The sequence below is a fragment of the Pararhodobacter sp. genome, from assembly GCF_034676075.1.
Classification (GTDB): domain Bacteria; phylum Pseudomonadota; class Alphaproteobacteria; order Rhodobacterales; family Rhodobacteraceae; genus Pararhodobacter.
Genome location: NZ_JAUCCQ010000014.1, coordinates 35,369 through 60,128, shown reverse-complemented (window position 1 = coordinate 60,128; position 24,760 = coordinate 35,369). Strand labels below are relative to the sequence as shown.

At 67.9% G+C, this 24,760-nt stretch carries 27 protein-coding genes and 1 tRNA gene; 15 read left to right on the top strand and 13 right to left on the bottom strand.

Annotation, left to right across the window (positions count from 1 at the left end; translation table 11 throughout):
• Window positions 1-106: 106 nt before the first annotated feature.
• A complete protein-coding gene (locus tag VDQ18_RS07295; protein WP_323020316.1) occupies window positions 107-649 on the bottom strand; it encodes a thermonuclease family protein in 543 nt (180 codons plus the stop codon).
• A 125-nt stretch (window positions 650-774) separates the two neighbouring features.
• On the opposite strand from VDQ18_RS07295, the gene era reads away from it, so the two are divergent.
• The 4 genes from era (at window position 775) to VDQ18_RS07275 (ending at window position 3,522) form a co-directional block, all read left to right on the top strand.
• On the top strand, window positions 775-1,683 hold the full coding sequence (gene era, locus VDQ18_RS07290; protein WP_323020315.1) for a GTPase Era: 909 nt from the start codon (window positions 775-777) through the stop codon (window positions 1,681-1,683).
• A gap of 99 nt (window positions 1,684-1,782) precedes the next feature.
• Window positions 1,783-2,118, top strand: a complete 336-nt coding sequence (locus tag VDQ18_RS07285; protein WP_323020314.1) for a DUF1491 family protein — start codon at window positions 1,783-1,785, stop codon at window positions 2,116-2,118.
• A 160-nt stretch (window positions 2,119-2,278) separates the two neighbouring features.
• A complete protein-coding gene (locus VDQ18_RS07280) occupies window positions 2,279-3,148 on the top strand; it encodes a 50S ribosomal protein L11 methyltransferase (protein WP_323020313.1) in 870 nt (289 codons plus the stop codon).
• Between the two features lie 59 nt (window positions 3,149-3,207).
• Window positions 3,208-3,522: a hypothetical protein gene (locus VDQ18_RS07275; protein WP_323020312.1), complete on the top strand. Its 315-nt coding sequence runs from the start codon at window positions 3,208-3,210 to the stop codon at window positions 3,520-3,522.
• Between the two features lie 86 nt (window positions 3,523-3,608).
• Here VDQ18_RS07275 and VDQ18_RS07270 read toward each other — a convergent pair whose 3' ends face one another.
• Window positions 3,609-3,818 (bottom strand): DUF1127 domain-containing protein, encoded by a 210-nt coding sequence (locus tag VDQ18_RS07270; RefSeq protein ID WP_107752307.1) that lies wholly within the window; start codon window positions 3,816-3,818, stop codon window positions 3,609-3,611.
• Window positions 3,819-4,137: 319 nt separating this feature from the next.
• Here VDQ18_RS07270 and ruvC point away from each other — a divergent pair, with 319 nt between their 5' ends.
• From ruvC to VDQ18_RS07245, 5 genes are all read left to right on the top strand, one after another.
• Window positions 4,138-4,644 (top strand): crossover junction endodeoxyribonuclease RuvC, encoded by a 507-nt coding sequence (ruvC, locus tag VDQ18_RS07265; protein WP_323020311.1) that lies wholly within the window; start codon window positions 4,138-4,140, stop codon window positions 4,642-4,644.
• Window positions 4,641-5,321, top strand: coding sequence for a Holliday junction branch migration protein RuvA (gene ruvA / locus VDQ18_RS07260; protein ID WP_323020310.1), 681 nt, complete (start codon window positions 4,641-4,643; stop codon window positions 5,319-5,321). The genes ruvC and ruvA overlap by 4 nt, the downstream gene beginning before the upstream one ends.
• Window positions 5,322-5,325: 4 nt before the next feature.
• The gene (locus VDQ18_RS07255; protein WP_323020309.1) at window positions 5,326-6,207 is read left to right on the top strand and encodes a GIY-YIG nuclease family protein; all 882 of its coding nucleotides are present in this window, start codon (window positions 5,326-5,328) and stop codon (window positions 6,205-6,207) included.
• 152 nt (window positions 6,208-6,359) lie between these two features.
• Window positions 6,360-7,391: a Holliday junction branch migration DNA helicase RuvB gene (gene ruvB, locus VDQ18_RS07250; RefSeq protein ID WP_323020308.1), complete on the top strand. Its 1,032-nt coding sequence runs from the start codon at window positions 6,360-6,362 to the stop codon at window positions 7,389-7,391.
• Between the two features lie 282 nt (window positions 7,392-7,673).
• Window positions 7,674-8,294 (top strand): PAS domain-containing protein, encoded by a 621-nt coding sequence (locus VDQ18_RS07245; RefSeq protein WP_323020307.1) that lies wholly within the window; start codon window positions 7,674-7,676, stop codon window positions 8,292-8,294.
• On the opposite strand, the gene VDQ18_RS07240 is transcribed toward VDQ18_RS07245, so the two are convergent.
• From VDQ18_RS07240 to VDQ18_RS07205, 8 genes are all read right to left on the bottom strand, one after another.
• On the bottom strand, window positions 8,295-10,862 hold the full coding sequence (locus VDQ18_RS07240; protein ID WP_323020306.1) for an HWE histidine kinase domain-containing protein: 2,568 nt from the start codon (window positions 10,860-10,862) through the stop codon (window positions 8,295-8,297). It lies immediately after the preceding gene.
• Window positions 10,859-11,374, bottom strand: a complete 516-nt coding sequence (locus VDQ18_RS07235; protein ID WP_323020305.1) for a hypothetical protein — start codon at window positions 11,372-11,374, stop codon at window positions 10,859-10,861. Before VDQ18_RS07235 ends, VDQ18_RS07240 begins: the two co-directional genes overlap by 4 nt.
• A gap of 200 nt (window positions 11,375-11,574) precedes the next feature.
• Window positions 11,575-11,970 (bottom strand): PaaI family thioesterase, encoded by a 396-nt coding sequence (locus VDQ18_RS07230; protein ID WP_323020304.1) that lies wholly within the window; start codon window positions 11,968-11,970, stop codon window positions 11,575-11,577.
• Complete coding sequence (locus VDQ18_RS07225) at window positions 11,967-12,980, bottom strand: acyl-CoA dehydrogenase (protein ID WP_323020303.1); 1,014 nt, start codon at window positions 12,978-12,980, stop codon at window positions 11,967-11,969. The genes VDQ18_RS07230 and VDQ18_RS07225 overlap by 4 nt, the downstream gene beginning before the upstream one ends.
• A gap of 13 nt (window positions 12,981-12,993) precedes the next feature.
• The gene (locus tag VDQ18_RS07220) at window positions 12,994-14,184 is read right to left on the bottom strand and encodes an acyl-CoA dehydrogenase family protein (protein ID WP_323020302.1); all 1,191 of its coding nucleotides are present in this window, start codon (window positions 14,182-14,184) and stop codon (window positions 12,994-12,996) included.
• A gap of 11 nt (window positions 14,185-14,195) precedes the next feature.
• Window positions 14,196-15,371 (bottom strand): acetyl-CoA C-acyltransferase, encoded by a 1,176-nt coding sequence (locus VDQ18_RS07215; protein ID WP_323020301.1) that lies wholly within the window; start codon window positions 15,369-15,371, stop codon window positions 14,196-14,198.
• A 53-nt stretch (window positions 15,372-15,424) separates the two neighbouring features.
• Window positions 15,425-17,509 carry a 3-hydroxyacyl-CoA dehydrogenase NAD-binding domain-containing protein gene (locus tag VDQ18_RS07210; protein WP_323020300.1) on the bottom strand — a complete coding sequence of 695 codons (2,085 nt, stop codon included), beginning with the start codon at window positions 17,507-17,509 and terminating at the stop codon, window positions 15,425-15,427.
• A 12-nt stretch (window positions 17,510-17,521) separates the two neighbouring features.
• Entirely contained in the window at window positions 17,522-18,319 is a 798-nt protein-coding gene (locus tag VDQ18_RS07205; protein WP_323020299.1) for an IclR family transcriptional regulator, read from the bottom strand.
• A 169-nt stretch (window positions 18,320-18,488) separates the two neighbouring features.
• Here VDQ18_RS07205 and VDQ18_RS07200 point away from each other — a divergent pair, with 169 nt between their 5' ends.
• The 3 genes from VDQ18_RS07200 (at window position 18,489) to VDQ18_RS07190 (ending at window position 20,376) form a co-directional block, all read left to right on the top strand.
• Complete coding sequence (locus tag VDQ18_RS07200; RefSeq protein ID WP_323020298.1) at window positions 18,489-19,058, top strand: sigma-70 family RNA polymerase sigma factor; 570 nt, start codon at window positions 18,489-18,491, stop codon at window positions 19,056-19,058.
• The gene (locus VDQ18_RS07195) at window positions 19,055-19,732 is read left to right on the top strand and encodes an anti-sigma factor domain-containing protein (protein WP_323020297.1); all 678 of its coding nucleotides are present in this window, start codon (window positions 19,055-19,057) and stop codon (window positions 19,730-19,732) included. Before VDQ18_RS07200 ends, VDQ18_RS07195 begins: the two co-directional genes overlap by 4 nt.
• 101 nt (window positions 19,733-19,833) lie before the next feature.
• On the top strand, window positions 19,834-20,376 hold the full coding sequence (locus VDQ18_RS07190; protein ID WP_323020296.1) for a fasciclin domain-containing protein: 543 nt from the start codon (window positions 19,834-19,836) through the stop codon (window positions 20,374-20,376).
• 76 nt (window positions 20,377-20,452) lie between these two features.
• Here VDQ18_RS07190 and VDQ18_RS07185 read toward each other — a convergent pair.
• Window positions 20,453-20,528 (bottom strand) — tRNA-Val (locus tag VDQ18_RS07185).
• Between the two features lie 88 nt (window positions 20,529-20,616).
• Here VDQ18_RS07185 and VDQ18_RS07180 point away from each other — a divergent pair.
• Together VDQ18_RS07180 and VDQ18_RS07175 are read left to right on the top strand one after the other, a co-directional pair.
• Window positions 20,617-20,919, top strand: coding sequence for a hypothetical protein (locus VDQ18_RS07180; RefSeq protein WP_323020295.1), 303 nt, complete (start codon window positions 20,617-20,619; stop codon window positions 20,917-20,919).
• 110 nt (window positions 20,920-21,029) lie between these two features.
• On the top strand, window positions 21,030-21,212 hold the full coding sequence (locus tag VDQ18_RS07175) for a hypothetical protein (RefSeq protein ID WP_323020294.1): 183 nt from the start codon (window positions 21,030-21,032) through the stop codon (window positions 21,210-21,212).
• Between the two features lie 4 nt (window positions 21,213-21,216).
• On the opposite strand, the gene VDQ18_RS07170 is transcribed toward VDQ18_RS07175, so the two are convergent.
• A complete protein-coding gene (locus VDQ18_RS07170; protein ID WP_323020293.1) occupies window positions 21,217-21,990 on the bottom strand; it encodes an alpha/beta fold hydrolase in 774 nt (257 codons plus the stop codon).
• A gap of 383 nt (window positions 21,991-22,373) precedes the next feature.
• On the bottom strand, window positions 22,374-23,660 hold the full coding sequence (gene glyA, locus VDQ18_RS07165) for a serine hydroxymethyltransferase (RefSeq protein ID WP_323020292.1): 1,287 nt from the start codon (window positions 23,658-23,660) through the stop codon (window positions 22,374-22,376).
• Window positions 23,661-23,834: 174 nt separating this feature from the next.
• Between glyA and VDQ18_RS07160 the strand changes: the two genes are divergently transcribed.
• Window positions 23,835-24,614 carry an NAD kinase gene (locus VDQ18_RS07160; protein ID WP_323020291.1) on the top strand — a complete coding sequence of 260 codons (780 nt, stop codon included), beginning with the start codon at window positions 23,835-23,837 and terminating at the stop codon, window positions 24,612-24,614.
• The last annotated feature ends 146 nt before the right edge of the window (window positions 24,615-24,760 follow it).

Sequence of the window (24,760 nt, the reverse complement as noted above, 5' to 3'; positions counted from 1 at the left end):
CGATCTTCGGCGAGCGCCCGGACCTGCCGATGCTGTTGGGCTCGGCGCTGATCGTCGGCTCGGGCTTGTTCACGCTGGCCCGGTCGCGAACAGTCAAGGCGCGGTCCTAGCGGGCCGGTTCGGGTGGCATCCGCCCTTTCTGACGCGCATCGGCCCGCCAGAGCTTGCGCCGCACGCCCTCGGGTTCGAGGTGCCGGTAACACCCGCCCGAGAATTTCGGCCAGTCCAGAGCCAGGCCAAGGCCGACCAGTTCCGCGCCGATGTCGCGCCCGTCGGGCAGATAGCAGCGCGCCACGCAGCGGTCGTAGCTGACATCGTCCAACAGTTCCGCTCGCACCCGGTGACCGCGCGTCATCTCGACCACTGCCCATTTCGCGCGCTTGCCCCAAGGGTGGTTCATCTCGGGCGCGTCGATGCCGTAAAGCCTGAGTCGTACGCCGTCGATGATGATCGTGTCGCCATCGATGACGAAACAGGGGCCAGTCAGGATCCGCCTCTGCGTCAGGATCGCGCCGCCGCTTTGCGCCGAGGGCACGCCCGAGGGCTGGACCGGCGGGCGGCGCGGATGTCGGGGATCGGAGGTCGGGGCGGAACGTCTGGGGGCAGAGGACGCGCGGAACAACCGGCGCAACAGGGTTATCAGCCTCACGCAACACTCCTTCACTCGTGAATGATGGCCAGATTGCCTTGCTTGCTTCGAAGAATCCAGCATTTGGTGGCAGTGGCGCTGCGCATGGTATAAGGGGCGGCATGGCGGATGAGACAGGACCCAAAATGACCACACGCGCGGGCTTCGTCGCCCTGATCGGAGAGCCGAACGCCGGCAAATCGACGCTTCTGAACCGGATGGTGGGGGCGAAGGTCTCGATCGTCACGCATAAGGTGCAGACGACCCGCGCCCGGATCCGCGGCATCGCCCTGGAGGGTGAGGCGCAGATCGTCTTCGTCGATACGCCGGGCCTCTTCCGCCCCCGCCGCAGGCTGGACCGCGCCATGGTGGCGGCCGCCTGGGGCGGCGCTGCCGATGCCGATATCGTGGTGCTGCTGATCGAGGCGCATCGCGGGCTCACCGAAGGGGTCGAGGCGATCCTCGCCTCGCTGAGGGAACGCGCCGAAGGCCGCCGCATCGCGCTGGCCATCAACAAGATCGACAAGGTGAAGGCCGAGGCGTTGCTGAAGCTGACCCAGACCATGAACGAGGCCTTCCCCTTCGAGAAGACCTTCCTCATTTCCGCCGAACGCGGCCACGGCGCCCAGGACCTGAAGGAATGGCTGGCGGGCGCGCTGCCCGAAGGGCCGTGGCTCTACCCCGAGGATCAGATCGCCGACCTGCCGATGCGGATGATCGCCGCCGAGATGACGCGCGAGAAATGCACGCTCCGGCTGCATCAGGAACTGCCCTACGAGCTGACCGTGGAAACCGAGGCCTGGGAGGACCGCGAAGACGGCTCCACCCGCATCGACCAGGTGATCTTCGTCGCGCGCGACGGGCACAAGGGCATCGTGCTGGGCCACAAGGGCGAGACGGTCAAGGCCATCGGCCAGCAGGCCCGCGCCGAGATCGCCGAATTCCTCGGCCGCAAGGTGCACCTGTTCCTGACGGTGCGTGTGCGCGAGAACTGGCTGAACGAGGCCGAACGCTATGGCGAGATGGGCCTCGATTTCCGCGACGGCGATGCCTGATTTCATTCTGCGGGAAATACGCACGGGGTTTCCAAAGGGGGGCGTGCCCCCCTTTGGCGAGGGGAGCGCGAGGGGGCGAGCAGCCCCCTCGCTCCACCCGTGACCCCGCGCCTGACGGCCGGGTTCTGGGTCCAGGCCTATCTGACCCGCCTGCGTCTGGCCGATATCCCGGCTTTCGTGGTGACGAAGGGCGACGCGACCGCGGGCTCGGTTCTGATCAAGCAAAGCCCGCTCGACGGCACTGCCAGCCTGCACCGCCGCCAGTTCGATCTGATGGAAGACGTGTCCCGCTGGGCCGAAGTCGCCCGCGGTCCCGAGGCCGAGATCGACGCCCAGATCGCGCGGGAGCGGGGGCGGGACCCGGATCTGTGGGTGATCGAGGTCGAGGATCGCCTGGGCCGGACGCTTTTGGACGAGCCGGGGTTTGACGGGTAGCCGGGGGGCTGCTCGCCCCCCGGACCCCCTCGCCAAAGGGGGAGCACGCTCCCCCTTTGGAAACCCCCGTGCGTATTTTCCGCAGAATGAAGCGCAAGGGGTGCGCCCTTGCCTTGCGGGGCCGGACGCGCTAGGCCCGCAAGGCAACCCCGGAGGCCCCATGCCGACCTATACCGCCCTGACCACGCTGTCCGATGAAACCCGCGCCCAGGCCCTGGGCGAGGCTCTGGAAGAGCTGGATCCGGCGCCGGTGGGCGTGGGCGTCTTCGAGCTGGAGGACGGTTCGGGTCTGTGGGAGGTCGGTGCCTATTTCACCGAAGTGCCCGACGACATCGCCCTCACGCTGATGGCCGCGGCTTTCGGTTCGGCTGAATTCGCGATCTCCGAATTGCCGGAAATCGACTGGGTCGCCCATGTCCGCCGCGAGCTGAAGCCGGTCGAGGCCGGGCGCTTCTTCGTCTATGGCAGCCATGACGCCGAGAAGCTGCCCGCCGACCGCATCGGTCTGTTGATCGAGGCCGCCATGGCCTTTGGCACCGGCCATCACGGCACCACGCTGGGGTGCCTGAAGGCGCTGGACCGGCTGGCCACGGGGGGCTTTCACGGCAAGAACGTCATTGACGTCGGCTGCGGCACGGCGGTGCTGGCCATGGGCGCGGCCAAGATCTGGCCCGAGACGGTGCTCGCCACCGATATCGACCAGGTCGCCGTCGATGTGGCCGAAGCCAATGTCGTCGCCAATGGCCTCGCTGGCCGCGTCGAATGCCTGGAGGCCATGGGCTTCGATCATGACCTGATCCATGCCCGCGCGCCCTATGATCTGGTTTTCGCCAATATCCTCAAGGGCCCGCTGATCCAGATCGCCCCCGATATGGCCCGGCACACCGAGGCCGGGAGCCTGGCCATCCTCTCGGGCCTCCTGAACACCCAGGCGGCGGATGTGCTGGCGGCCTATCAGGCGGCGGGTTTCACCGAAGTGGAGCGCGAGGAAATCGGCGACTGGACCACGCTGGTGCTGCGCCGCGCCTGAATTTCGCCAAACTCGGTCCTTAGCCTCGGCGCCTCTGGTCAAGATACCGAGTGTGCCCGATGCAAAGTCCCGATTTCCGCCGCCGCATGGCCCATGTCCTCGCCGCCCGTGTCGAGGCGGTGAAGGCGCGCGAGCAAAAGCCGCGTCGCGCCGCCGCCATCCTCTCGGCTTTCGCCGCGACGCTGGTCTGTTTCTTCGTTCTGAAAGCGGCGGCCGTGGCCCATAACGGCCATGCCTTCGCCGAGCCGCCCGGTGAGGGGGCCGGGATCGCCGCGCAGATCCATCACTGGTTTGCCGGGGCCGATCCGATCAGCGCCACGCTGGCCGCGGCCCTGCGCCAGGCGCCGCGCCCCGGGGTCACCGAGACGCTCTGACCCAGACGCGCTGACCGCGCCCGCTGCAAAGCAAAGCGCCGCGCCGGTTTCCCGGGCGGCGCTGCCGTCGTTGTGGCGGGGTGGGATCAGCGCAGGGCGCCGACCACATCCTCGATGTCGCCACGGCACAGGCCGATATCGTCGAGCTCGCGGTCGGAGAGCTTCGCCAGCTCGCGGCGGGTGACACGCTTGTCATTCCACGCGGCGACGCGGGCAAAGGTATCGGCGAACGAGAACCCGAGGCTGCGGCCGAACACGCCGTCGGCGACGGGGCGGGCGGAGGTAAAGAAGGCCATCGGAGGCTCCTGTCGTTTCAAAACTGCCAAAGCATTGTGCTTGCGAGCCGTAGATAGCTCTTTGCAGGTGCAGCGAGAAGACAGGGAACGCGCAATCCCGCCATGCAAGCCAAGCATGGCAAGCGGCGTGGGGACCCACCCCGTGCGCGACGGATTGAGGGTGAATGCGACCAATTTAGGGTCCTTTGCGAAGGATGCAACAGGATTGTGACCCCTCGCACCGGCGAATCGCCTTTGCGCTGGTCAATGTTCACTTTTCGTGCTAGTCAGCGGGCAAGGCCGGGGCAACCGCGCCAGCAGGAACAGGCAGGGCTTCGTGATGCGTGTGATGGGAATCGACCCCGGTTTGCGCAACCTCGGCTGGGGGGTGATCGACGTGGACGGCAGCCGCCTGAAGCACGTCGCCAACGGGGTCCTGCATTCGGACGGCACGGCGGATCTGGCAACGCGGCTGCTGGGTCTCTACCGGCAGCTCACCGCGGTGGTGGCGGCGCAGCGCCCCGATTGCGCCGCGGTCGAACAGACCTTCGTCAACAAGGATGCCGTGGCCACGCTGAAGCTGGGTCACGCAAGGGCCGTGGCGCTGCTGGTGCCGGCGCAGGCGGGGCTCGTGGTCGGGGAATACGCCCCCAATGCGGTGAAGAAGGCGGTGGTCGGCGTCGGCAAGGCGGCCAAGGTGCAGGTGGATCACATGGTGCGGATGCAATTGCCGGGCGCGCAGATCGACGGCCCCGATGCCGCCGATGCGCTGGCCGTCGCCATCTGCCATGCCTTCCACATGCAAAGCGCCGGGCGGCTGCAGGCAGCGCTGAGGGCGGCGGGATGATCGGCAAACTCTCGGGGCGGATCGATTACAAGGGATCCGATCACGTGCTGCTCGACGTGCGGGGCGTGGGCTATATCGTCCATGTCTCGGACCGCACGCGGATGGCGCTGCCGGGGCCGGGCGGCATGGCCGCGCTCTATACCGAATTGCTGGTGCGCGAGGATCTGCTCCAGCTCTTCGGGTTCCAGACCCTGGCTGAGAAGGAATGGCACCGGCTCTTGATGTCGGTGCAGGGCGTGGGCGCCAAGGCGGCGATGGCGATCCTGGGCACGCTGGGGCCCGAAGGCGTGGCGCGGGCGCTGGCGATCGGCGACGCGGGCGCCATCCGCAAGGCGCCGGGCGTCGGGCCGAAACTCGCCAGCCGCGTGGTGATGGAGCTGAAGGACAAGGCGCCCGCCGTGATGGCCATGGGCAGCGCCGCCCCGGATCTGGACGAGGACGCGCCGCTGGTCGAACCGGTGGAGGAGGCGCCTGCCGCCGCTCCCGCCCCGAAACCCGCCAAACCCTCGGCCCGCCGTCAGGCCCAGCAGGCGCAGGCCGACGCGCTGTCGGCGCTGACCAACCTCGGCTATGCGCCCTCCGAAGCCGCACAGGCCGTCGCCACCGCCGCCGAAGAGGAAAGCGAAACCCCGGCCCTGATCCGCGCCGCCCTGAAACTGCTGGCGCCGAAGGGGTGAGCCGATGGATTTTCGTACCCTCCTTCAAACCGTTGGACTAGCTCCGGCCGACGTCGCGCTCTGCCTTCACAAGCCACCGATGCGGAGGGAGCGTGACGCGTTGGCGATGATGATCGACACGGCGCCGGAATTGTTCGAGGTTTATCAATCGACCCATGCGGCTGGTCCGCAAAGAACGTTGAAGTCCCGCGCTGTCATGGCCTCGTTCCTGATGCGCACTCCGGGCGAGTTGGTCTTCGTGTCGCTCTATCGCAAACGCAGCTGGCAGGACCGTACAGCCGCCGATCTGGATAGCGATCCTTTGTTTCGCCGGGTGAACGACCTAACCGGCAGCAATTTCAACTTTTCTGCCGAGGCTGAACGCACCGGACAGCCCGGGCGGGCGCAATTCGACTTTGAGCCCCTGCCGGAACTGGCCGAGCTCAAGGGGCGCCTGATAGTACGAGACCCCGGCTCTCGCGCCTATATGCGGCTCGCTGAAACGACGCCGCTTGAGATCCTCGAAATCGCCCGCACGCCAGACCTGTCGCCACCCATGCCCGATTGGCGCGAGCTGGTGTTGGACACGCCCACCCTGCGTACCCTGCCGATCCGCTGGGCCGAGCAATTGCGACACTGGCGCGGCATCTATCTGATCTTCGATTCCTACGACAAATCACGCTATGTCGGCGCGGCTTATGGCGAAGAGAACCTTCTCGGTCGGTGGCGTGCCCACGTGGCGGGGGAGATCGGTGTCACCCACGAACTGTCACGCCGCAGTACCACGAATTTTACGTTCTCGATCCTGGAGCTCCTGTCACCGGCCGCGCCGATCGAAGAGGTGACACGGGTCGAACAACAGTGGATGACGCGCCTGCACACGAGACAGTTTGGCCTGAACCGATGAACCCGAGGTTTGTCGGGGACGAGGCGGGAAGATCTGGCGGAAAGGGCCAGCCAACTGGGTAATGCCTGTGAAATGATTTACCCCTTCGAGTGCCCCGTGGCGCGACGCCCTCGTCCCTTGTCCCATCCAGCCTTTCGGAACACTCTCTCCCCATGAGCAATCCCGACCCCACCCTCCGCCCGGACCGTCAGCCCGAGGATACCGACCGCGCGCTCAGGCCGCAGATGCTGGACGAGTTCATCGGCCAGCACGAGGCGCGGGCCAATCTCAAGGTCTTCATCCAGTCGGCCAAGATGCGCGGCGAGGCGATGGACCATACGCTGTTCTACGGCCCGCCCGGTCTGGGCAAGACCACGCTGGCGCAGATCATGGCGCGGGAGCTTGGGGTCGGGTTCCGCATGACCTCGGGCCCGGTGCTGGCCAAGGCCGGCGATCTGGCGGCGATCCTGACCAATCTGGAGGCGCGCGACGTCCTCTTCATCGACGAGATCCACCGGCTGAACCCGGCGGTCGAGGAAGTGCTCTATCCGGCGATGGAGGATTTCCAGCTCGATCTGGTGATCGGCGAGGGGCCGGCGGCGCGGACCGTGCGGATCGAGTTGCAGCCCTTCACGCTGGTCGGCGCCACCACCCGGCTGGGGCTGCTGACCACGCCGCTGAGGGACCGGTTCGGCATCCCGACCCGGTTGCAGTTCTACACCGAGCCCGAGCTGTGCGAGATCGTCGCCCGGGGCGCGCGGCTGCTCGGCGTCGCCGCCGATGCCGAGGGCGTGCGTGAGATCGCGCGGCGGGCGCGGGGCACGCCGCGGATCGCCGGGCGGCTGCTGCGCCGGGTGGTCGATTTCGCGCTGGTCGAGGGCGATGGCACGCTGCACCGCGGGCTCGCCGACGATGCGCTGACCCGGCTGGGAGTGGATCATCTGGGTCTGGACGGCGCAGACCGCCGTTATCTGCGGCTGCTGGCGGACAGCTATGGCGGCGGGCCGGTGGGGGTGGAGACCATCGCCGCCGCGCTGAGCGAGAGCCGCGACGCCATCGAGGAGGTGATCGAGCCTTACCTTCTGCAGCAGGGGCTGATCGCCCGCACCCCGCGCGGCCGGATGCTGACGCAGGCGAGCTGGCGGCATCTGGGCCTGCCGCCGCCGCGTCCCGCGGGGCAGGCGGAGCTGTTCGATCCGGAGTGACCGGCGGTCACGTTTCCGTGAGGAAGGCCGCCGCGCAGGGCGCCCGGTTCGGGGCCCGGCGCGGTCGTGTCGCACCCTGTTGCGGATCGGATGGCGCAGAGCGCGGCCCCGGACAGCCGGACGGGCCTTGCGCGACGTCTTGCAGGGTGGTTGACGTAACGGGACCCCTGCCGGGCGCTCAGGGACGGCGCGGGAACGGCGGAAACCCCTGATCCGCATCGCACTTTTCGGCCATCAAACTCCGGTGTACGGTAGCCGAAAATTCGGGGCTCCGGGGGGCTCATGATTCTCGCAGATGCGCAGATTGCGCCCAGCACTCTGTCGGTCATCGTCGGCTATCTGGCCCAATACACCCGCGTCTGCGCGATGCTGGTCGATGCCGAGGGGCGCATCGCCGCGGTCAACCGCGCCGGTCTGGCGCTGATCGAGCAGGACGCGAGCGAGGTCTGCGGCAAGGACTGGCTGACGCTTTGCGAAGGCGGGGACCGCGCCCGCGCCGCCGCAGCGGTCGCCGCCTGTTTCGAAGGTCACGCCACCCGCTTCGCCGCCAGTCTGATCGCCACCGGCCGGCACGGCCCCTGGCAGGTCGAGGCGGTGCCCTGTGACTGGGTCGGCGGCAATGTCGCGCGCATCCTGTTGCTGTCGACGCCTGCGACCGGCCCCGCCGATGACGCCGAGGCGGCGCTGAAAAGCCGGGACGCCGCAGCGGCGCTGGCCCAGACACTGCACACGATCGCCAATCTCTCGACCGCGGCGATCTCGGCCGCGAACATCCTGCGGCGGGGCGTCACGCCCGAACGGGCCGAGGCCCTCGCCCAGTCGCTGGAAGAGAGCGGGCAGGCCGCGGCCCGGGCGATGGGCGACCTCAAGGCGCTGGTCGGGGCGGAGCCTCCGGCGGCCTGATCAGCCGCCTTCGCGCAGCCGGATCAGGGCCTTGGACAGCGTTTCGGCGGTATAGGGCTTTTGCACCACCGGCGCGGGCGGGAATTGGGCCAGCGCATCCGACTGGCTGCCATAGCCGCTGGCCAGCACGAAGGGGATCTCGCGCGCAGCCAGGTATTTGGCGACCGGCAGGCTGGTTTCCGACCCCAGGTTGATGTCCAGGATCGCCAGCGACAGGTTGCTGGCATCGGCGACGCGGAACGCCTCGGCCACGGACGAGGCGATATGCACCACCTCGGCCCCGAAATCGCTGAGGATGTCCGACGCATCCATGGCGATGATCAGATTGTCCTCGACCACCAGCGCCACGCCGGACAGCGCCAGTTTCTCGGCCGTCTCGATCTGGGCGGGCTTGCTGCTGGCGACCGGCCGCGCCGCGCCTTCGCGGACGAAGCGTTCGGGCAGCAGGAAGTCGGCGTGCAGGCCGGTCAGGCGGAAATCGACCTCGGCCGCGCCTTCCAGCTCGAAGGGGATCGACTTTTCGATGATCGTCGTGCCGAAGCCGCGGCGGCTGGGGGGCTGCACGGCCGGGCCGCCGCTTTCGGTCCAGGTGATCCGCACGAAGCCGTCGCCGAGGAAGGTGGTCTGCACCTCGACCCGGCCCGCCGCGGTCGAGAGGGCGCCGTACTTGACCGAATTGGTGACCAGTTCGTGAAAGACCAACGCCATGGTGGCGAAGGCCTCGGGCGAGAGGTCGATCTCGGGGCCGGACAGGATGAGGCGCCGTTCGTCGCCGCCCAGATAGGCCCGCAGCTCGGTCCTGAGCAGTTCGCGGAAGGCCACGGGCTTCCATTCCATCTCGGTCAGCTGGTCATGGGCCTGGGCGAGGGCGTGGATCCGTCCGTCGATGGCGGCGGTGAACTCCTCGATGGAGCCTGTGGTCTTGCGCGATTGCTTCACCAGCGAGCGGATCAGGCCAAGGATGTTGCGGACCCGGTGGTTCAGCTCGGCGATCAGCAATTCCTGCTGGTCTTGGGCGCGCTTGCGCTCGTTGTTGACCTCATCGGCCAGTTTCAGCACCACTTCCAGCAGGGTGATGCGGATCGCCTCGGCGGCGCGAAGCGCGGTGGGCGACCATTGCTCGGACCGGCTGCCGATCTCTTCCTTCCAGATCTCGAAGCTCTTGCGGGGCGTCAGCCGCGCGCCATAGGCGCCGACCTCGACGGGTTTGTGCGGATTGCCAGCCCAGGCGACCTGCCGCACGGCCTCGGTCCTGAAAAGGACGATGTAGTCGCGCGGCTTGCGGGAGATCGGAATGGCCAGGATCCCGGCGCAGCAGTCGATCACATGCTCCATCGAGGGCAGGCGGGCGACCAGGTGGTCGGTCGCATAGACCCGCGACACGGTCGAGGTGTTGAGGAACCGGGCGATGGTCTGGAAATCCTGGAAGCCCGGCGTCTTGCCATGGGTGACGTATTTGCCGTCGGAATAGAGCGCGATGCCGTCGAAGCGGATCACCTTGGCGATCTCGCGCACGATTCCCTGGAAGCCGTGCTCCAGATCCTCGTTCGAGCTGAGCTGCATCATCAGCCGGTCGTGCAGCTTCTGCGCCCGGCCCGCCGTTTCGCTGACCGCCCGGGCCTCGCGCCGTTCCAGCTCGTAGGCGTAGAATTGCGCCAGGAGTTCGATGGCGGTGCGACGCTCGTAATCGACATAGAGCGGTTCGCGGTGATGGCAGGCGAAGAGGCCCCAAAGCTCGCCCCGGATGACGATGGAGACCGACATCGAGGCCCGCACCCGCATGTTGCGCAGGTATTCCAGATGGATGGGCGAGACGGCGCGGGTCACGGCCAGCGACAGGTCCAAGGGCTGCCCCTCGGGGCTGTATTGCGGCACGATGGGCGAGACGGGATCGTCCACGTCCGAAATCAGCCGCAGCAGACTGCGCTTGTAGAGGTCGCGCGCCTGGCGGGGAATGTCCGAGGCCGGGAAATGCATGCCGAGATAGGTCTCGGCATCCTGGCTGTCCTTGGCCTCGGCAATGACGCTGCCGTCGCCTTCGGGGCCGAACTGATAGACCATCACCCGGTCGAACCCGGCAAGGCTACGCAATTGCTCGGCCGCGGTCTGCGACACGCCGAGGATGTCCTTCTCGACCGAGATGCGGCGCATCATCGGCGTGACGATGGCCAGTTCGTCGTGATCGGTGCCGCGCGACTTGGCCTCGAATTCGAAGACGAAGCTCAGGTTCGACTGATGGGCGCTGATGTCGAAAAGCCGCCCGTCGCCGAAGACGTCGAAACCGAAGAGCCGCGCCACCGAATTTTCATTGCTGGACCCGCCCAGCCGTTCGCGCAGCTTGGCGACGCTGGCGGCGGGCAGGAAGTCGCCCAAGGGGCAGCCGATCAGCGAATCGGCGGCGATCCCCAGCACATGCTCGCTGTTTTCCGAGGCGTGCTGCACGATCCAGTCGGCCGAAATGGCGATCAGCGCGCCGAAGCTCTGCACGTTGCCCAGAATGTGGATCGGCTCGCGGTCGCAATTCGTCAGATCGACGGGCGTGTCGGTCGAGATGAAAGGGTCGTTCATGGGGTCCGTTCCGCGGCGGGCGTGAGAAGGGTCGCGGCCTCTGCCTGAAAGATGCCGAAGATGCGGCAGGCATCGTCGACGATACGCTGGGCGGCCTCGGTCCCGGTGGCGCAGCGGGCGATGCGCTGGGAAAAGGCGGTCCAGGCGGCGGTATCGGGCGCCAGGGCCAGTGCGCCGGTGCGCTGCGCGGGCGCCAGACCCTGCCGGAGCAGCGAGAGGCCCATCTGCGAGCCGAGCATCACATAGGCGGCGGCATCGGCCTCGACCGGGACATCGTAGTGCGACGGATTGTCGTCGGGGAAGTCGGGGCCCAGCGCCTCGACCATCCGCGCCATGAGCGCCGTGGCCTCGGCCGCCTGCCACTGGCAGGCATGCCCGACCCGGAGCGTTCCACGGTACAGGATCCGGGAATAGACCGCGCGCGGGCCCGGTTCGCGCAGGTCGAGTTGCGAGATATGCGCGTCAAGGAGCGCATGGGCCTCGCTGGTCGCGGTTCGCAGCAGCACCCGCAAGGAAGTTCGCCCGGCGGTCGGGTCGTCAGTCGGTGGGTGCAACGATGGGGCCTATCTCTGTCGATTGCCCTCCCCCTTGGAGAACATCCTGCGACAACGCCGCAGGGTTCCGAAAGTTCCCGCAACTCTTAAAGATTTTGTTGCTTTCCGTGGCGCTGGCTGGCGATCCTGCGGCGGATGCGCCCGGTGGTTGCAGGCCCTCAGCCCGCCGCCCGCTTGAAGGTTCCGACGGCATGGGCGACCGGATTCCCCTCCCCGTCGCGGGCGGTGGCCTCGACAAAGACGGTCTTGTGCCCGCCGCCGGTGATGCGCCCGGTGGCGCTGACCCGGCCCCGGGGCGCGGGGGCCAGGAAGTTGACCGTCAGGCTGAGCGTCAGGAAGGGCACGCGCCCGCCATCGCCGCGCAGATGGCTGGCCGTCGCCCCCATCGCCGTGTCCAGGAGCGTGGCGATCAACCCGCCGTGCAGGTTGCCCTGCCGGTTGGTGTGATCTTCGGTCACGGCCATGCTGACCGTCGCCCCCTCAGGGGCGAGGTCGATGGTATAGCCCAACAGACGCGCGGTGCCGGTGACGCCATGGGCGCGGGCGTCATTCATGCCGAAAGCTTCATGAACCGGGCCAGGTGCCAATCCTCGTCGCCGAAACGGTGATCGACGGCGACCAGACGGCGCGCCACGTCCGAAAGCGCGTATTCCTCGGTCATGGCGATGCCGCCATGCATCTGGATCGCCTCTTCCGCCACCAGCTTGGCCACCCGGCCGATCAGGTTCTTCGCCGCGCTCACGTGCCGGTCGCGGGTCGGCGCCGGGGCGCCCAGGTGGCCCGCGAGGTTGATGAGCGCCGAGCGCGCCATCTCGATCTCGATCGCGACATCGGCCATGCGGTGCTGCAGTGCCTGGAACTTGCCGATCGGCACGCCGAATTGCTTGCGGGTGCGCAGGTAGTCGAGGGTCATCGCCTTCGCCGTCTCCATCGCCCCCAGCGCATCGGCGCAGACCGCGAGGGTGGCGGCGGCGACACGGGCCTCCAGCGTTCCGGCATCGCCCAGGCTTTCGGCCGGGGCGCGGTCGAAGGTGATCTCGCTGATCGTGCCGCCCATCAGCGCGGGCGTGGTGTGCAGCGTCACGCCCGGCGCTTTCGGATCGACGAGGAAGAGCGCGGTCTTGCCATGCGCGACGGCCGAAACGACCAGCAGGTCGGCGCCCTCGGCATTGGTGACGAAACTCTTGCGCCCGGACAGATGCCCGTCATGGACCGAGACCGAGACCGGCCCGAGGTCATAGCGCATCCCCGTCTCCCAATGGGCCAGTGCGACCTTCAGCTCCCCGCCGATGATCTGTTCCACCAGATCGGCGCGGCCTGCATCGGCCAGCAGACCGCCCGCCAGCCCTGCTTCCAGCACCGGGGCATCGGAACCTGCGCGGCCCAGTTCCTCGAACACCACGGCGATGTCGAAGCCCTGGCCGCCGAAGCCGCCCTCGTCCTCGGTGAAGAGCGCGCCCAGCACCCCCAGCTCGGCCAGCGCCGCCCAATCCGCGCCGCGCTCCAGCGAGCGGCGCAGGGAATCGGCCAGCATCCGGCGTTCTTCGGTATGGTTGAAATCCATGGTTCCGCCCCCCTCAGAGCCCCAGAATGGCTTTGGTGATGATCCCGCGCTGCACCTCGTTCGAGCCGCCATAGATCGAGATCTTGCGGTTGTTGAGATACACGTTCGACGCCTTGGCCGCGTATTCCGGCCCAGGGTGGTAGAGGTTGCCGGCCAGTTGCTCGGACACGAAAGGCATGGCCCAGGGCCCCACCGCGCGCCGGGCCAGATCGTTGATCTGCTGGCGCATGATCGAGCCCTTGATCTTCAGCATGGAGCTTTCGGCGCCGGGCGCCTTGCCCGCATCCGCCCCCGCCACGGTGCGCAGGTTGAAGGTGGCCATGGCCATCAGCTCGATCTCGAACCGGGCGAGACGCGCGGCGAAGAGCGGATCCTCGATCAGCGGGCGGCCGTGCTGCATCTCGCTATGCGCCAGCCGCTTCAGCGCCTGAAGCCCGGCATTGGTGCCGCCCACGCCAGCGATGCCGGTGCGTTCATGGGTCAGCAGGTATTTGGCATAGGTCCAGCCTTCGTTTTCCTTGCCGACCAGATTCTCGACCGGGACCTTCACATCGGTGAACCAGACCTCGTTCACCTCATGCTCGCCGTCGATCAGGATGATCGGCCGGACCTCGATCCCGGGCCTGTCCATGTCGATCAGCAGGAAGCTGATCCCCTCCTGCGGCTTGCCTTCGGTCGAGGTGCGGACCAGGCAGAAGATCTTGTTGGCGTATTGGCCGAGCGTGGTCCAGGTCTTCTGCCCGTTGACGATGTAATGATCGCCCTCCCGCACCGCGCGGGTCTTGAGCGAGGCCAGATCCGAGCCCGCGCCGGGTTCGGAATAGCCCTGGCACCACCAATCCTCGCCCGACAGGATGCGGGGCAGGTAATAGTCCTGCTGCTCCTTCGAGCCGAAGGCCTGCAGCACCGGGGCCAGCATCGCAACGCCGAAGGGGACGATGCGCGGGGCATGGGCCAGCGCGCATTCCTCCTCGAAGATGTGTTTCTGCACGGCCGACCATTCCTGCCCGCCGAATTTCTTCGGCCAGGGACCGGAGAGGTAGCCCTGCTCGGCAAGCGCCAGATGCCAGAGGTCGTAATCGGCCTTGCTCAGCTGCGTGGCCGAGGCGACCTTGGCGGCGATCTCGGGCGGGAGCTTGGCCTTGAGGAAGGCGCGGACTTCCTCGCGGAATTCCATTTCCTCGGCGGTGTAATTCAGGTCCATGTCTTTCTCCCTCAGAAGATCTCGAACAGGCCCGCGGCCCCGGCGCCACCGCCGATGCACATGGTGACGACGCCCCATTTCGCCTTGCGGCGGCGGCCTTCCAGCAGGATATGCCCCGCCATCCGCGCCCCCGACATGCCATAGGGGTGGCCGATGGCGATGGAGCCGCCGTTGACGTTGTACTTCTCGGGGTCGATGCCCAGATGGTCGCGGCAATAGAGGCACTGGCTGGCGAAGGCCTCGTTCAACTCCCACAGGTCGATGTCGTCGACCAGCAGGCCGGCGCGGTCCAGAAGGCGCGGCACGGCATAGATGGGCCCCACGCCCATCTCGTCGGGCTCGCAGCCCGCCACGGCGAAACCGCGGAAGGCGCCGAGGGGTTCAAGGCCCAGTTGCTCGGCCTCCTTGGCTTCCATCAGCACCAGCGAGGCGGCGCCGTCGGAGAGCTGGCTGGCGTTGCCCGCCGTGACGAAATTGCCGGGGCCGCGCACGGGGTCGAGCGAGGCGAGCCCTTCCAGCGTGGTCGAGGGGCGGTTGCATTCGTCCTGCGTCAGGGTGACGGCCTTTTCGCTGATTTCCTTGGTCACCTTGTCCTGAACGCCCATCATCACGTCCATCGGCACGATCTCGTCGGCGAAGATCCCGCCCGCCTGCGCCGCCGCGATCCGCTGCTGGCTGCGCAAGGCGTATTCGTCCTGCGCCTCGCGGCTGACGCCATAGCGCTGGGCGACGATATCGGCCGTGTCGATCATCGGCAGATAGAGTTCCGGCTTATGCTCCAGAATCCACGGCTCGGGCGCGTTGCGGGGGCTGGGCTGGTTGAGGCTGATGCTCTCCACCCCGCCCACCAGCATCGCCCGCGCGCTTTCCTGCGTAATCATGTGGGCGCCCATGGCGATGGCCTGCAAACCGCTGGCGCAGAAGCGGTTCACCGTGGTCCCCGCCACGCTGACCGGCAGACCCGCGCGGATCACCACCTGCCGGGCCATGTTGCCGCCGGTGACGTTCTCGGGCAGCGCGCAGCCCCAGATCGAATCCTCGATCAGTGCCGGGTCGATGCCCGCACGGTCCACGGCATGACGGGCGGCATGGGCGGCGATGGTCACGCCATGGGTCTTGTTGAAGGCCCCGCGATAGGCCTTGCCGATGGCGGTACGGGCGGTGGAAACGATGACGGCTTCACGCATGGGTTTGCTCCTCCCCGGGGGCAGGCGCGCCGCTTGGGGGCGCGCCCCGTTGGTCAGTTGAGGTCGGCGAAGGTCTTGCCCTCGGCCACCAGTTTCTTCAGCAGCGGCGCGGGTTCGAAGATCGCGTCCCCCGCCTGATAGGCCGCCTCGACGCTGGCCAGCACCTTCGCCAGCCCCAGGCTGTCGGCGTAATGCATCGGCCCGCCCCGGAAGCGCGGGAAGCCGTAGCCGAAGAGCTTGGTCACATCGACATCGAGCGGGCGCAGCGCGATCCCCTCGCCCACCACCTTGGCGCCTTCGTTGATCATCGCCGCCATGTAGCGTTCGACGATCTCGGCGTCGGTGAAGCTGCGCGGGGTGATCCCCTTGGCGTTGCGCTCGCGGGCGATGATCTCCTCGACCTCGGGGTCGGGGCGGCCTTTGGGGCTGGCTTCGTCGTAGATATAATGCCCGTGGCCAGTCTTGCGACCCAGGCGGCCCATTTCATAGAGCACATCGCCCCATTCGCCCCAGCGTTCGCCCGGCTTGCGGGTCGGCGCCAGACGCTTGCGGGTCAGATAGCCGATGTCGATCCCGGCAAGGTCGGCGACCGCATAGGGGCCCATGGCAAAGCCGAACTCCTCCAGCGCCTTGTCCACCTGGAAGGGCGAGGCGCCTTCCAGCACCATGATGTCGGCCGCGGTGCGATAGGTCTTGAGGATGCGGTTGCCGATGAAGCCGTCGCAGACGCCCGCCCGGACCGGCACCTTCTTCAGCGCCTTGGCCAGCGCAAAGCCCGTGGCGACCACATCCTTGGCGGTCTTGGCGGCGACGACGATCTCCAGCAGGCGCATGACATGCGCGGGGCTGAAGAAATGCAGGCCGATCACATCCTCGGGCCGCTTGGTCATGGCGGCGATCTCGTCCACGTCCAGATACGAGGTGTTCGAGGCCAGCACCGCGCCCGGCTTGCAGACGGCGTCGAGCTTGGTGAAGACGTCCTTCTTCACCTCCATCGATTCAAAGACCGCCTCGATGACCAGATCGGCATTCGACAGCTTGTTGTAATCGTCGGTGACCAGCAGCTTGTCGGCCAGCAGCATGTCGCGCGCATCGGCGCCCAGCTTGCCGCGCTTCACGCTGTCGGCCAGCGTGCGGGCGATGCCGTTATGGGCCTTCTCGACCGCCTCGGCGTCGCGCTCGATCAGCACCACCGACAGGCCGCTCAGCAGGCAGGACACCGCGATGCCGCCGCCCATCGTGCCGCCGCCGATCACACCGATCTGCGCCAGCTTGCGCGGCTCCACGCCCTTGAGTTCGGGCAGGCTGGCGACTTTGCGCTCGCTGAAGAAGGCGTGGATCATGGCGGCGCGCTGCGGGGTCTGCATCATGTCCCAGAAAGCCGCGCGTTCCAGCTTCATCCCCTCGGCGAAGGGCAGTTTGGTGCCCTCGACCGCGGTGTCGATGGCGCGCAGGTGACAGACATGGCCCGGATTGGCCTTCGCCACCTTCTTTTTCAGCGCGGCCAGCGCCTCGGCATCGGTCGGCGGCACCGCCATTTCGCTGACGCGGCGCACCGGCAGCCCCTCGGCCAGAACCTTGCGGGCAAAGGTCATCCCGGCCTCGAACGGATCGGCGGTCGAGAGTTCGTCGACGATCCCCAGCGCGAGGCAATCCTCGGCCTTGACCTGCGCGGCCGAGGTGAAGATCTCGGACGCGGGCACGATGCCGATTAGCCGGGGCAGGCGCTGCGTGCCGCCTGCGCCGGGCAGCAGGCCCAGATTGACCTCCGGCAGGCCGATCCGCGCGCCTTTCAGCATCACCCGGTAATGGCACCCCAGCGCCACTTCGAACCCGCCGCCCAGCGCGGTGCCGTGGATCACGCAGACCACGGGCTTTTCGCTGGCCTCGATCCGGTTGATCACATCGGGCAGATGCGGCTCGCGCGGGGCCTTGCCGAATTCGGTGATATCGGCCCCGGCGATGAAGGTGCGCCCCTCGGCCACCAGCACCGCGACCTTCTCGGGCGAGGCGGCGAATTGCGCGGCGGCAGCGACCAGCCCTTCACGCACCGCGTGGCTGGTGGCATTCACCGGCGGGTTGTCGATGCGGATCACGGCGATATCGCCGTGGGATTCATAGCGGACGGGACCTTCCATCACGGACTCCTCTCAGGTCGAAACGGGAAACGCGCCTTGGGGCGCGGCGAATAGCGCATGGCCGATGCGGCGGCAGGTCTGGACCAGATCCTCGCCGATGGCGCGGCGGGCGTCATCATCCATCTGCCCGGCCAACGAGATGCTGGACATACCATAGCGCGCCTGACCCGCGGCATCCACGATCAGCGCGCCGACCACATCGACGCCGACATAGAGCTGGCCCAGATCCTCGGCATAGCCGTCGCGGCCGGCGGCCTCGATGCTGGCGCGGTAGGCGGCGAAATCGGGGGGCGGGCTTTCCCAGCGCAGTGCGTCGTAATGGCGGCGGATCTCGGCCTCGGGCAGGTTCCGCTGGGCGGCCAGCACCCGGCCGACGCCGCCGGTATAGGCGGGCAGGCGCTTGCCCAGCGGCAGGTCCACGCGGGTGGCGGCGGGCTCGAAGGCACGTTCGATCAGCACGATCCGGTCGTCGCCGGTGATGTGCCACAGGCACATCAGCACGCGGTATTGCCGGGCCAGACGCTCCAGTTCCGGGCGGATCAGGTCGCCGGGGTTGGTGCCCAGCACGCCCACGGCCAGTTCCACCAGCCCCAGACCGGGGCGATAGGTCTTGTCCCCGGCGTCAAAGGTCACCAGCCCCTCGGCCGCCAGCGTCCGCAGGAGGTTGAAACAGGTGGAGGGGCTGACGCCCGTCGCCCGGGAAATGGCGTTGACCCCCGCGGGCCGACCCAGAGCCGAGAGGTGCCGCAGGATGCGCAGCGCATGCACCAGCGCCCCCACCGGACGCTGCAAGGCGGCCTCGTCGCTCAAGCGGCATTCCCCCCTTGGAATGGTATTCTCTATCCGGAATTTGGTAGCCGCCACTCCTGCCGCTGTCCAGCGGCAAATCCGCTGGACGTAACGTCGCCGGGCTCTAGCTGTGAGCCGGGCCATGCCCGGAACAGGGCGCCCGAGCCGAGGCCGCCAGAACGGAGGAAATGTGACGGTCGACCAGATCAGCCTTTTGCTGCAACGCGTCGCCGGGGGGGACCGTTCCGCCTTCGAGGCGCTTTATGCCGCCAGCGCCGCGAAACTATCCGGCGTGCTGACCCGTATCCTCGGCAACAGAGCCGAGGTGGATGACGCCATGCAGGAAGTTTTCATAAGGGTCTGGCAACGATCCGCCCAGTACCGCCCCGAACGGGGGGCGGGCATGAGCTGGCTCATTGCCGTGGCCCGCAATCATGCGCTGGACCGGCTGCGGGCCCGGCCCGAACGCGCCGGTTTCCGGCAGGAGGTCGCGCGCGACGAGGACGGGCAGGACCCGCTGGACCGCGTCGCCGACAAGGCCGCCGGGGCGGAGGCGGGGCTCATCGCCGAGGGCGAGGCGCGTCGCGTCGTCGATTGCTTCGACGAATTGGAGAATGACCGCGCCCTGGCGATCAAGGGGGCGTATCTGCAAGGCATCTCGTACCTCGACCTGGCCGAACGCCATGGCGTGCCGCTGAACACGATGCGGACATGGCTGCGCCGGGGCCTGCTGCGACTGAGGGAGTGCCTGGACAGATGAGCGATACCTTCCAATCCGACGCCTGGCCGCCCGAAGACCGCGACGACCTTCTGGCCGCGGAATACGTGCTGGGCGTGCTGCCCGCGCCCGAACGGCAGGCGGTGGCCAAGCGCGCCGAACTCGAAGGCGCATTGCAGGAGCGCATCGCCGCCTGGGAGAACCGGCTGGCGCTGCTGAATGCAGCCTACGAGGACGGCCCCGTCTCGCCCGAGGTCTTTCCCCGGGTCGAAGCCGCGCTCTTCGGTGGTGACGAGGCCCCGGCCCCGGCCGGACGCCGCCGCTTCGGCTGGCTGTGGCTGACCGGCACGCTGGTGGCGGCGGTGCTGGCGCTGGCCGTGGTGATCTGGCCGCAATTCCCGCCGCAACCGGCCGAGCTGGTCGCCCGGCTGGATGGCGGCGCGCTGGTCTTCGAGGCGCGCTTCGACGGCGCCCTGCTGCAGATCGACCGCAGCGGCCCGGGTGCGGCCGAAGGGCAGGACTATCAGCTCTGGGCGATCGGCGAGGACGGCGTGCCGCGCTCGCTGGGTCTGCTCAGGGGCGATCACGAGGCACTGGCCACCGATGCCATCGGTCCGGGCGTGACGCTGGCCGTGTCGCTGGAGCCCGAGGGCGGATCGCCCGGCGACCTGCCAACAGGCCCGGTTCTGGCCGCGGCACCGCTCACGAGCCTGTGACACAAAAAAGAGGCGCGACGGGAAACTGTCGCGCCTTTCGCTTCGTAACTGGGTCATGGGCAAGCAAGACGCCCCTGATCTGGTTCCAAGGGAGAAACCACATGAAAACCTTTATCGCTGCCGCCGTCTTCACCGCTGCCACCTCGACCTTCGCGCTGGCCAATCCGACCGTCGGCGGCGCGCCGATGATGGAATCGATGAACATCATCGAGAACGCCGTGAACTCGCCGATCCACACCACGCTGGTCGCCGCCGTTCAGGCCGCGGGTCTGGTCGACACGCTGCAGGGCGAAGGCCCCTTCACCGTGCTGGCGCCGACCGACGAGGCTTTCGCCATGCTGCCCGCGGGCACGGTCGAGGACCTGCTGAAGCCGGAAAACCTGCAGACCCTGCAAACCATCCTGACTTGCCACGTGATCCCGACCCGCGCGCTTTGGGGTGACATCAACGGCATGATCTCGGCCGATGGCGGCGCCCATACCTTCACCACCGTGGGCGGCTGCGAATTCACCGCCACCAACGTGAACGGCGTCATCACCATCGAGGACGGCCAGGGCAACATGGCCCATGTCACCACCGCCGACGTGATCCAGTCGAACGGCGTGATCCATGTGATCGACCACGTCCTGCTGCCGGCGATGTAAGTTCCGGCCCATCGGTTGCAGAAGGCCCCGGTCCCTTGTGGATCGGGGCTTTTTTCATGGCTGGTGATCGCGGGGATGGTGGGTGATGACGGACTCGAACCGCCGACATTCTCGGTGTAAACGAGACGCTCTACCAACTGAGCTAATCACCCGCGCCGCCCTGATAGCGCAAGCGAGCCCCCGGTCGCAAGGGTGGCTGGTATTAAGCCCGTGTTAACCACGGGGCGCGACACTCGCGGGATGCGCCCGCTCCTCGCCCTTCTGCTGCTTGCTGCCTGTGCCTCGCCCGACCGCGCCTTCTGGGGGGCCGAGGAGGGGCGCGTCACGCTCGACGGGCGGGACTATGCGGTCTACGTGGACCGCGACCGGGCGCAGCCCCGGGTGCAGGTGATTCGCCTGGGCTATGCCCGACGCAGCCAGCACGCGGCTATCCTTGCCGCCATGCCCCGCGCCGCCGAGGCGGTCAGCGGCTGTGCGCTGGTCGCGGGCAGCGTGCAGGGCGACAGCGGGGTGATGACTGCGCGGCTCGACTGCGGCGGTTGAGGTCGGCGGGCGCAGATGCCGCAGTGCGCCCCGGGCGGAACTTGAGCAAGATCAAGGACACAGCCGCCACCGCCGGTATGGTCGGCGAAAATAGTACGAGAGGGATGACCATGTTTCGCCTGATGAGCCTGCTTTACGCCATCGTCGGAACCACGCTGGCCGGGATCGGCGTTGTGGTTGCGGTGTCGCTGAACCTGTACGACTTCCAGTCGATCATCGTGGCGGCGGTCATCGGTGCGTTGCTGGCCCTGCCGGTCAGCTGGCTGGTGGCGCGCAAGCTGCAGTCGCTCTGACGGATCAGTCGAAGAACACCCGGAGCGTCGCCTCGAAATCGCGGGGCTTCTCGGCGTGCAGCCAATGGCCCGCGCCGGGCAGTTTGGCGAAACGCGCCTGCGGGAACAGCGCGCGGATCGCCGGGCGGGCCTCGGGCGTGACGTAATCGGACAGCGCGCCGGACAGGAACAGCGTGGGGCCGGTATAGGGCGCCAGGCCGCTCGTGTCGGGCCAGCCGGTGATCAGATCCATCTGCCGCTCGAGCGCGTCGAGGTTGAGCCGCCAGCAGGGCGGCTCGGCCTTCAGATCCAGCGATTGCAGCAGGAAGGCGCGCACGCCTGGGTCCTTGACCGTGGCCGCAAGCCGCGCATCGGCCTCGCGCCGGCTGTCAAGCCCGCTCAGGTCGAGCCCGCGCATGGCGGCGATCAGGTGGTTCTGGCTGTGGCCGTAACTGACCGGGGCGATATCGGCCACCACCAGCCGGTTGACCAGCTCGGGCCGGTTCAGGGCCAGCCACATCGCCGTCTTGCCGCCCATCGAATGCCCCATCACGTCCATGGGCTGACCCTCGGCCTCGATCACCGCGGCGAGGTCGGCGGCCATGGCGGGATAGGTATGCTCCTCATCCCAGAAACTGCCCGCGTGGTTGCGCATGTCCACCGCCACAACGGCGCGGCTGTCGGACATGCGCTTGGCGATGGCGCCCCAGTTGCGGGCCGAGCCGAAGAGCCCGTGCACGATCAGCAAGGGCGGCAGATCGGTCGGCGTGCCGTGGCGGAGGGTGGTCAGCAGGGGCATGTCAGACCTCAATCGTCGGCGCGTGCGCGCTGCGTGGCCTCCGGCAGGACCGCCCGTGCCACCATGAGTGCGACATAAAGGAACAGCCCCCTGTAGCCAAGGGCCGCAAGGCCGGGCCGTTCACGCGCCGACCAAGCGCGGCGCTCGGGCGGCGGCGAAGATCCTGTCCTTGCGGGGTTCCGGTTGGAAATGCGGAAATACCGCCAGGTTCAGGGCCGCAACGAGGAGGAGCGCGTCCTTGCCGGCCATCGGGCGGGCCGGATGCCGCCAAAGAGCTCCGCTCGGAGATCCGGGGAGATGAACGAGGCCGGCCCCTTGATCGGAGCCGGCAGGCGCGCGGGAACCCTGTCGCCCCGCGCGCGGTCGAGCCGCCGTGGCGGTCGTCAGAGTCCGGGGTAGAGCGGGAAGCGGTCGCAGAGCGCCTGGACCTTGGCGCGGACCGCGGCCTCGACCTCGGCATTGCCGTCCTCACCATGCGCGGCGAGCCCGTCCACCACCTCGACGATCCAGTCGGCGATCTGGCGGAACTCGGCTTCCCCGAAGCCGCGGGTGGTCCCGGCGGGGGTGCCGAGCCGGATGCCCGAGGTGACGAAGGGCTTCTCCGGGTCGAACGGGATACCGTTCTTGTTGCAGGTGATGTGGGCACGGCCCAGCGCCGCCTCGGCGGCCTTGCCGGTCACCTTCTTCGGCCGCAGGTCGGCCAGCATCAGGTGGTTGTCGGTCCCGCCCGAGACGATGTTGATCCCGCCCTTGAGCAGCTGATCGGCCATTGCCTGCGCGTTCTTCACGACTTGCGCCGCGTAATCCTTGAAGCCCGGCTCCAGCGCCTCGCCGAAGGCCACGGCCTTGGCGGCGATCACATGCATCAGCGGCCCGCCCTGCAGACCCGGGAACACGGCCGAGTTGATCTTCTTGGCGATATCCGGGTCGTTGCACAGGATCATGCCCCCGCGCGGCCCGCGCAGCGATTTGTGCGTCGTCGTCGTGCAGACATGCGCGTATTCCAGCGGCGAGGGATGCACGCCACCCGCCACCAGACCGGCGATATGCGCCATGTCGACGTGCAGATAGGCGCCGACCTCGTCGGCGATCTCGCGGAAGGCGGCCCAGTCCCAGACGCGGGAATAGGCGGTGCCGCCGGCGAGGATCAGCTTCGGCTTGTGCTCGCGCGCCTTGGCCCGGACCTCGTCCATGTCGAGGATCTGGTCCTGCGCCCGGACGCCGTAGGAAACGACGTTGAACCACTTGCCCGACATGTTGACCGGCGAGCCATGGGTCAGGTGCCCGCCCGAATTGAGGTCGAGGCCCATGAAGGTGTCGCCCGGCTGAAGCAGCGCCAGGAACACCGCCTGGTTCATCTGGCTGCCCGAGTTCGGCTGCACGTTGGCGAAGTTGCAACCGAAGAGCTTCTTGGCCCGCTCGATCGCCAGTTCCTCGGCGATGTCGACATATTGGCAGCCGCCATAATAGCGCTTGCCCGGATAGCCCTCGGCATATTTGTTGGTCATGACCGAGCCCTGGGCCTGCATCACCGCCTTGGACACGATGTTTTCCGAGGCGATCAGCTCGATCTCGTCGCGCTGACGGCCGAGTTCGAGGCCGATGGCCCGGGCGATCTCGGGGTCGCGGGTGGCGAGGTCTTCGGTGAAGAAGCCGGTCGAGGGGGTCATGCGCATCTCCGGGGCAAGGCAAGGGGGCTGTCGTGGCGCTGTTTATCGCAGCCCCGCCTGTGCGGAAAGCGCTGAAAACGCCGCAATGCGCGCCGGATGCGAATTGCCCTTTCCGATTGCGGGCCCGCGCCGCATTTGCGAAACCTGAAGGGCCGGGACGAGCGGGAGAGAAACGTGACCACAGGGCAGGGCGGCAGAGGCCCCATCGTCTTTCTGGCCAGCCATGCCGAGGCGGCACAGGCCGCGCGGGCCGAGCTGGTGGCGCTCTATGGCGACGCGCCGCTGGCCCAGGCCGGGGTGATCGTGGCGCTGGGCGGCGACGGCTTCATGCTGGAGACGCTGCACGCGACCCAGCATAGGGACGTGCCGGTCTACGGGATGAACCGCGGGACCGTGGGCTTCCTGATGAACAATTACACGGTCGAGGACCTGCCCGCCCGGCTGGAAGCGGCGCAGGAGACGGTGCTGAACCCGCTGGCGATGAAGGCCACCGACCGCAAGGGCGTGGTGCACGAGGCGCTGGCGATCAACGAGGTCTCGCTGCTACGGGCGGGGCCGCAGGCGGCGCGGCTCCGGATCTCGGTCGACGGGCTGGTGCGGATGGAGGAACTGGTCTGCGACGGGGCGCTGCTGGCCACGCCCGCCGGGTCCACGGCCTATAATTACTCGGCCCATGGCCCGATCCTGCCGATCGGCGCCGATGTGCTGGCCCTGACGGCGGTCGCCGCCTTCCGCCCCCGCCGCTGGCGCGGCGCGCTGCTGCCCAAGGCCGCCTGCGTGCGTTTCGACGTGCTGGACCCGGGCAAGCGCCCGGTGATGGCGGAAGGGGACGGACAATCGGTGCGGGATGTCGTGTCGGTCGAGGTCCGCTCGGACCCGAGCATCCGCCACCGGCTGCTGTTCGATCCGGGGCACGGGCTGGAAGAGCGGCTGATCCGCGAGCAGTTCTTCTGAGAGGGGGAGGGGTTTCGCCCTCGTCGGGAGCGGCTGCGCCGCGCCCTCCTCGGGCGACCAGCGGCGCCGCGTGCCGCGGCGCCGAAGAAAGGGGGCCTTCTGCCCCCTCTTGGCTTTCAGCCAATTCACCCCCGAGGATATTTGAG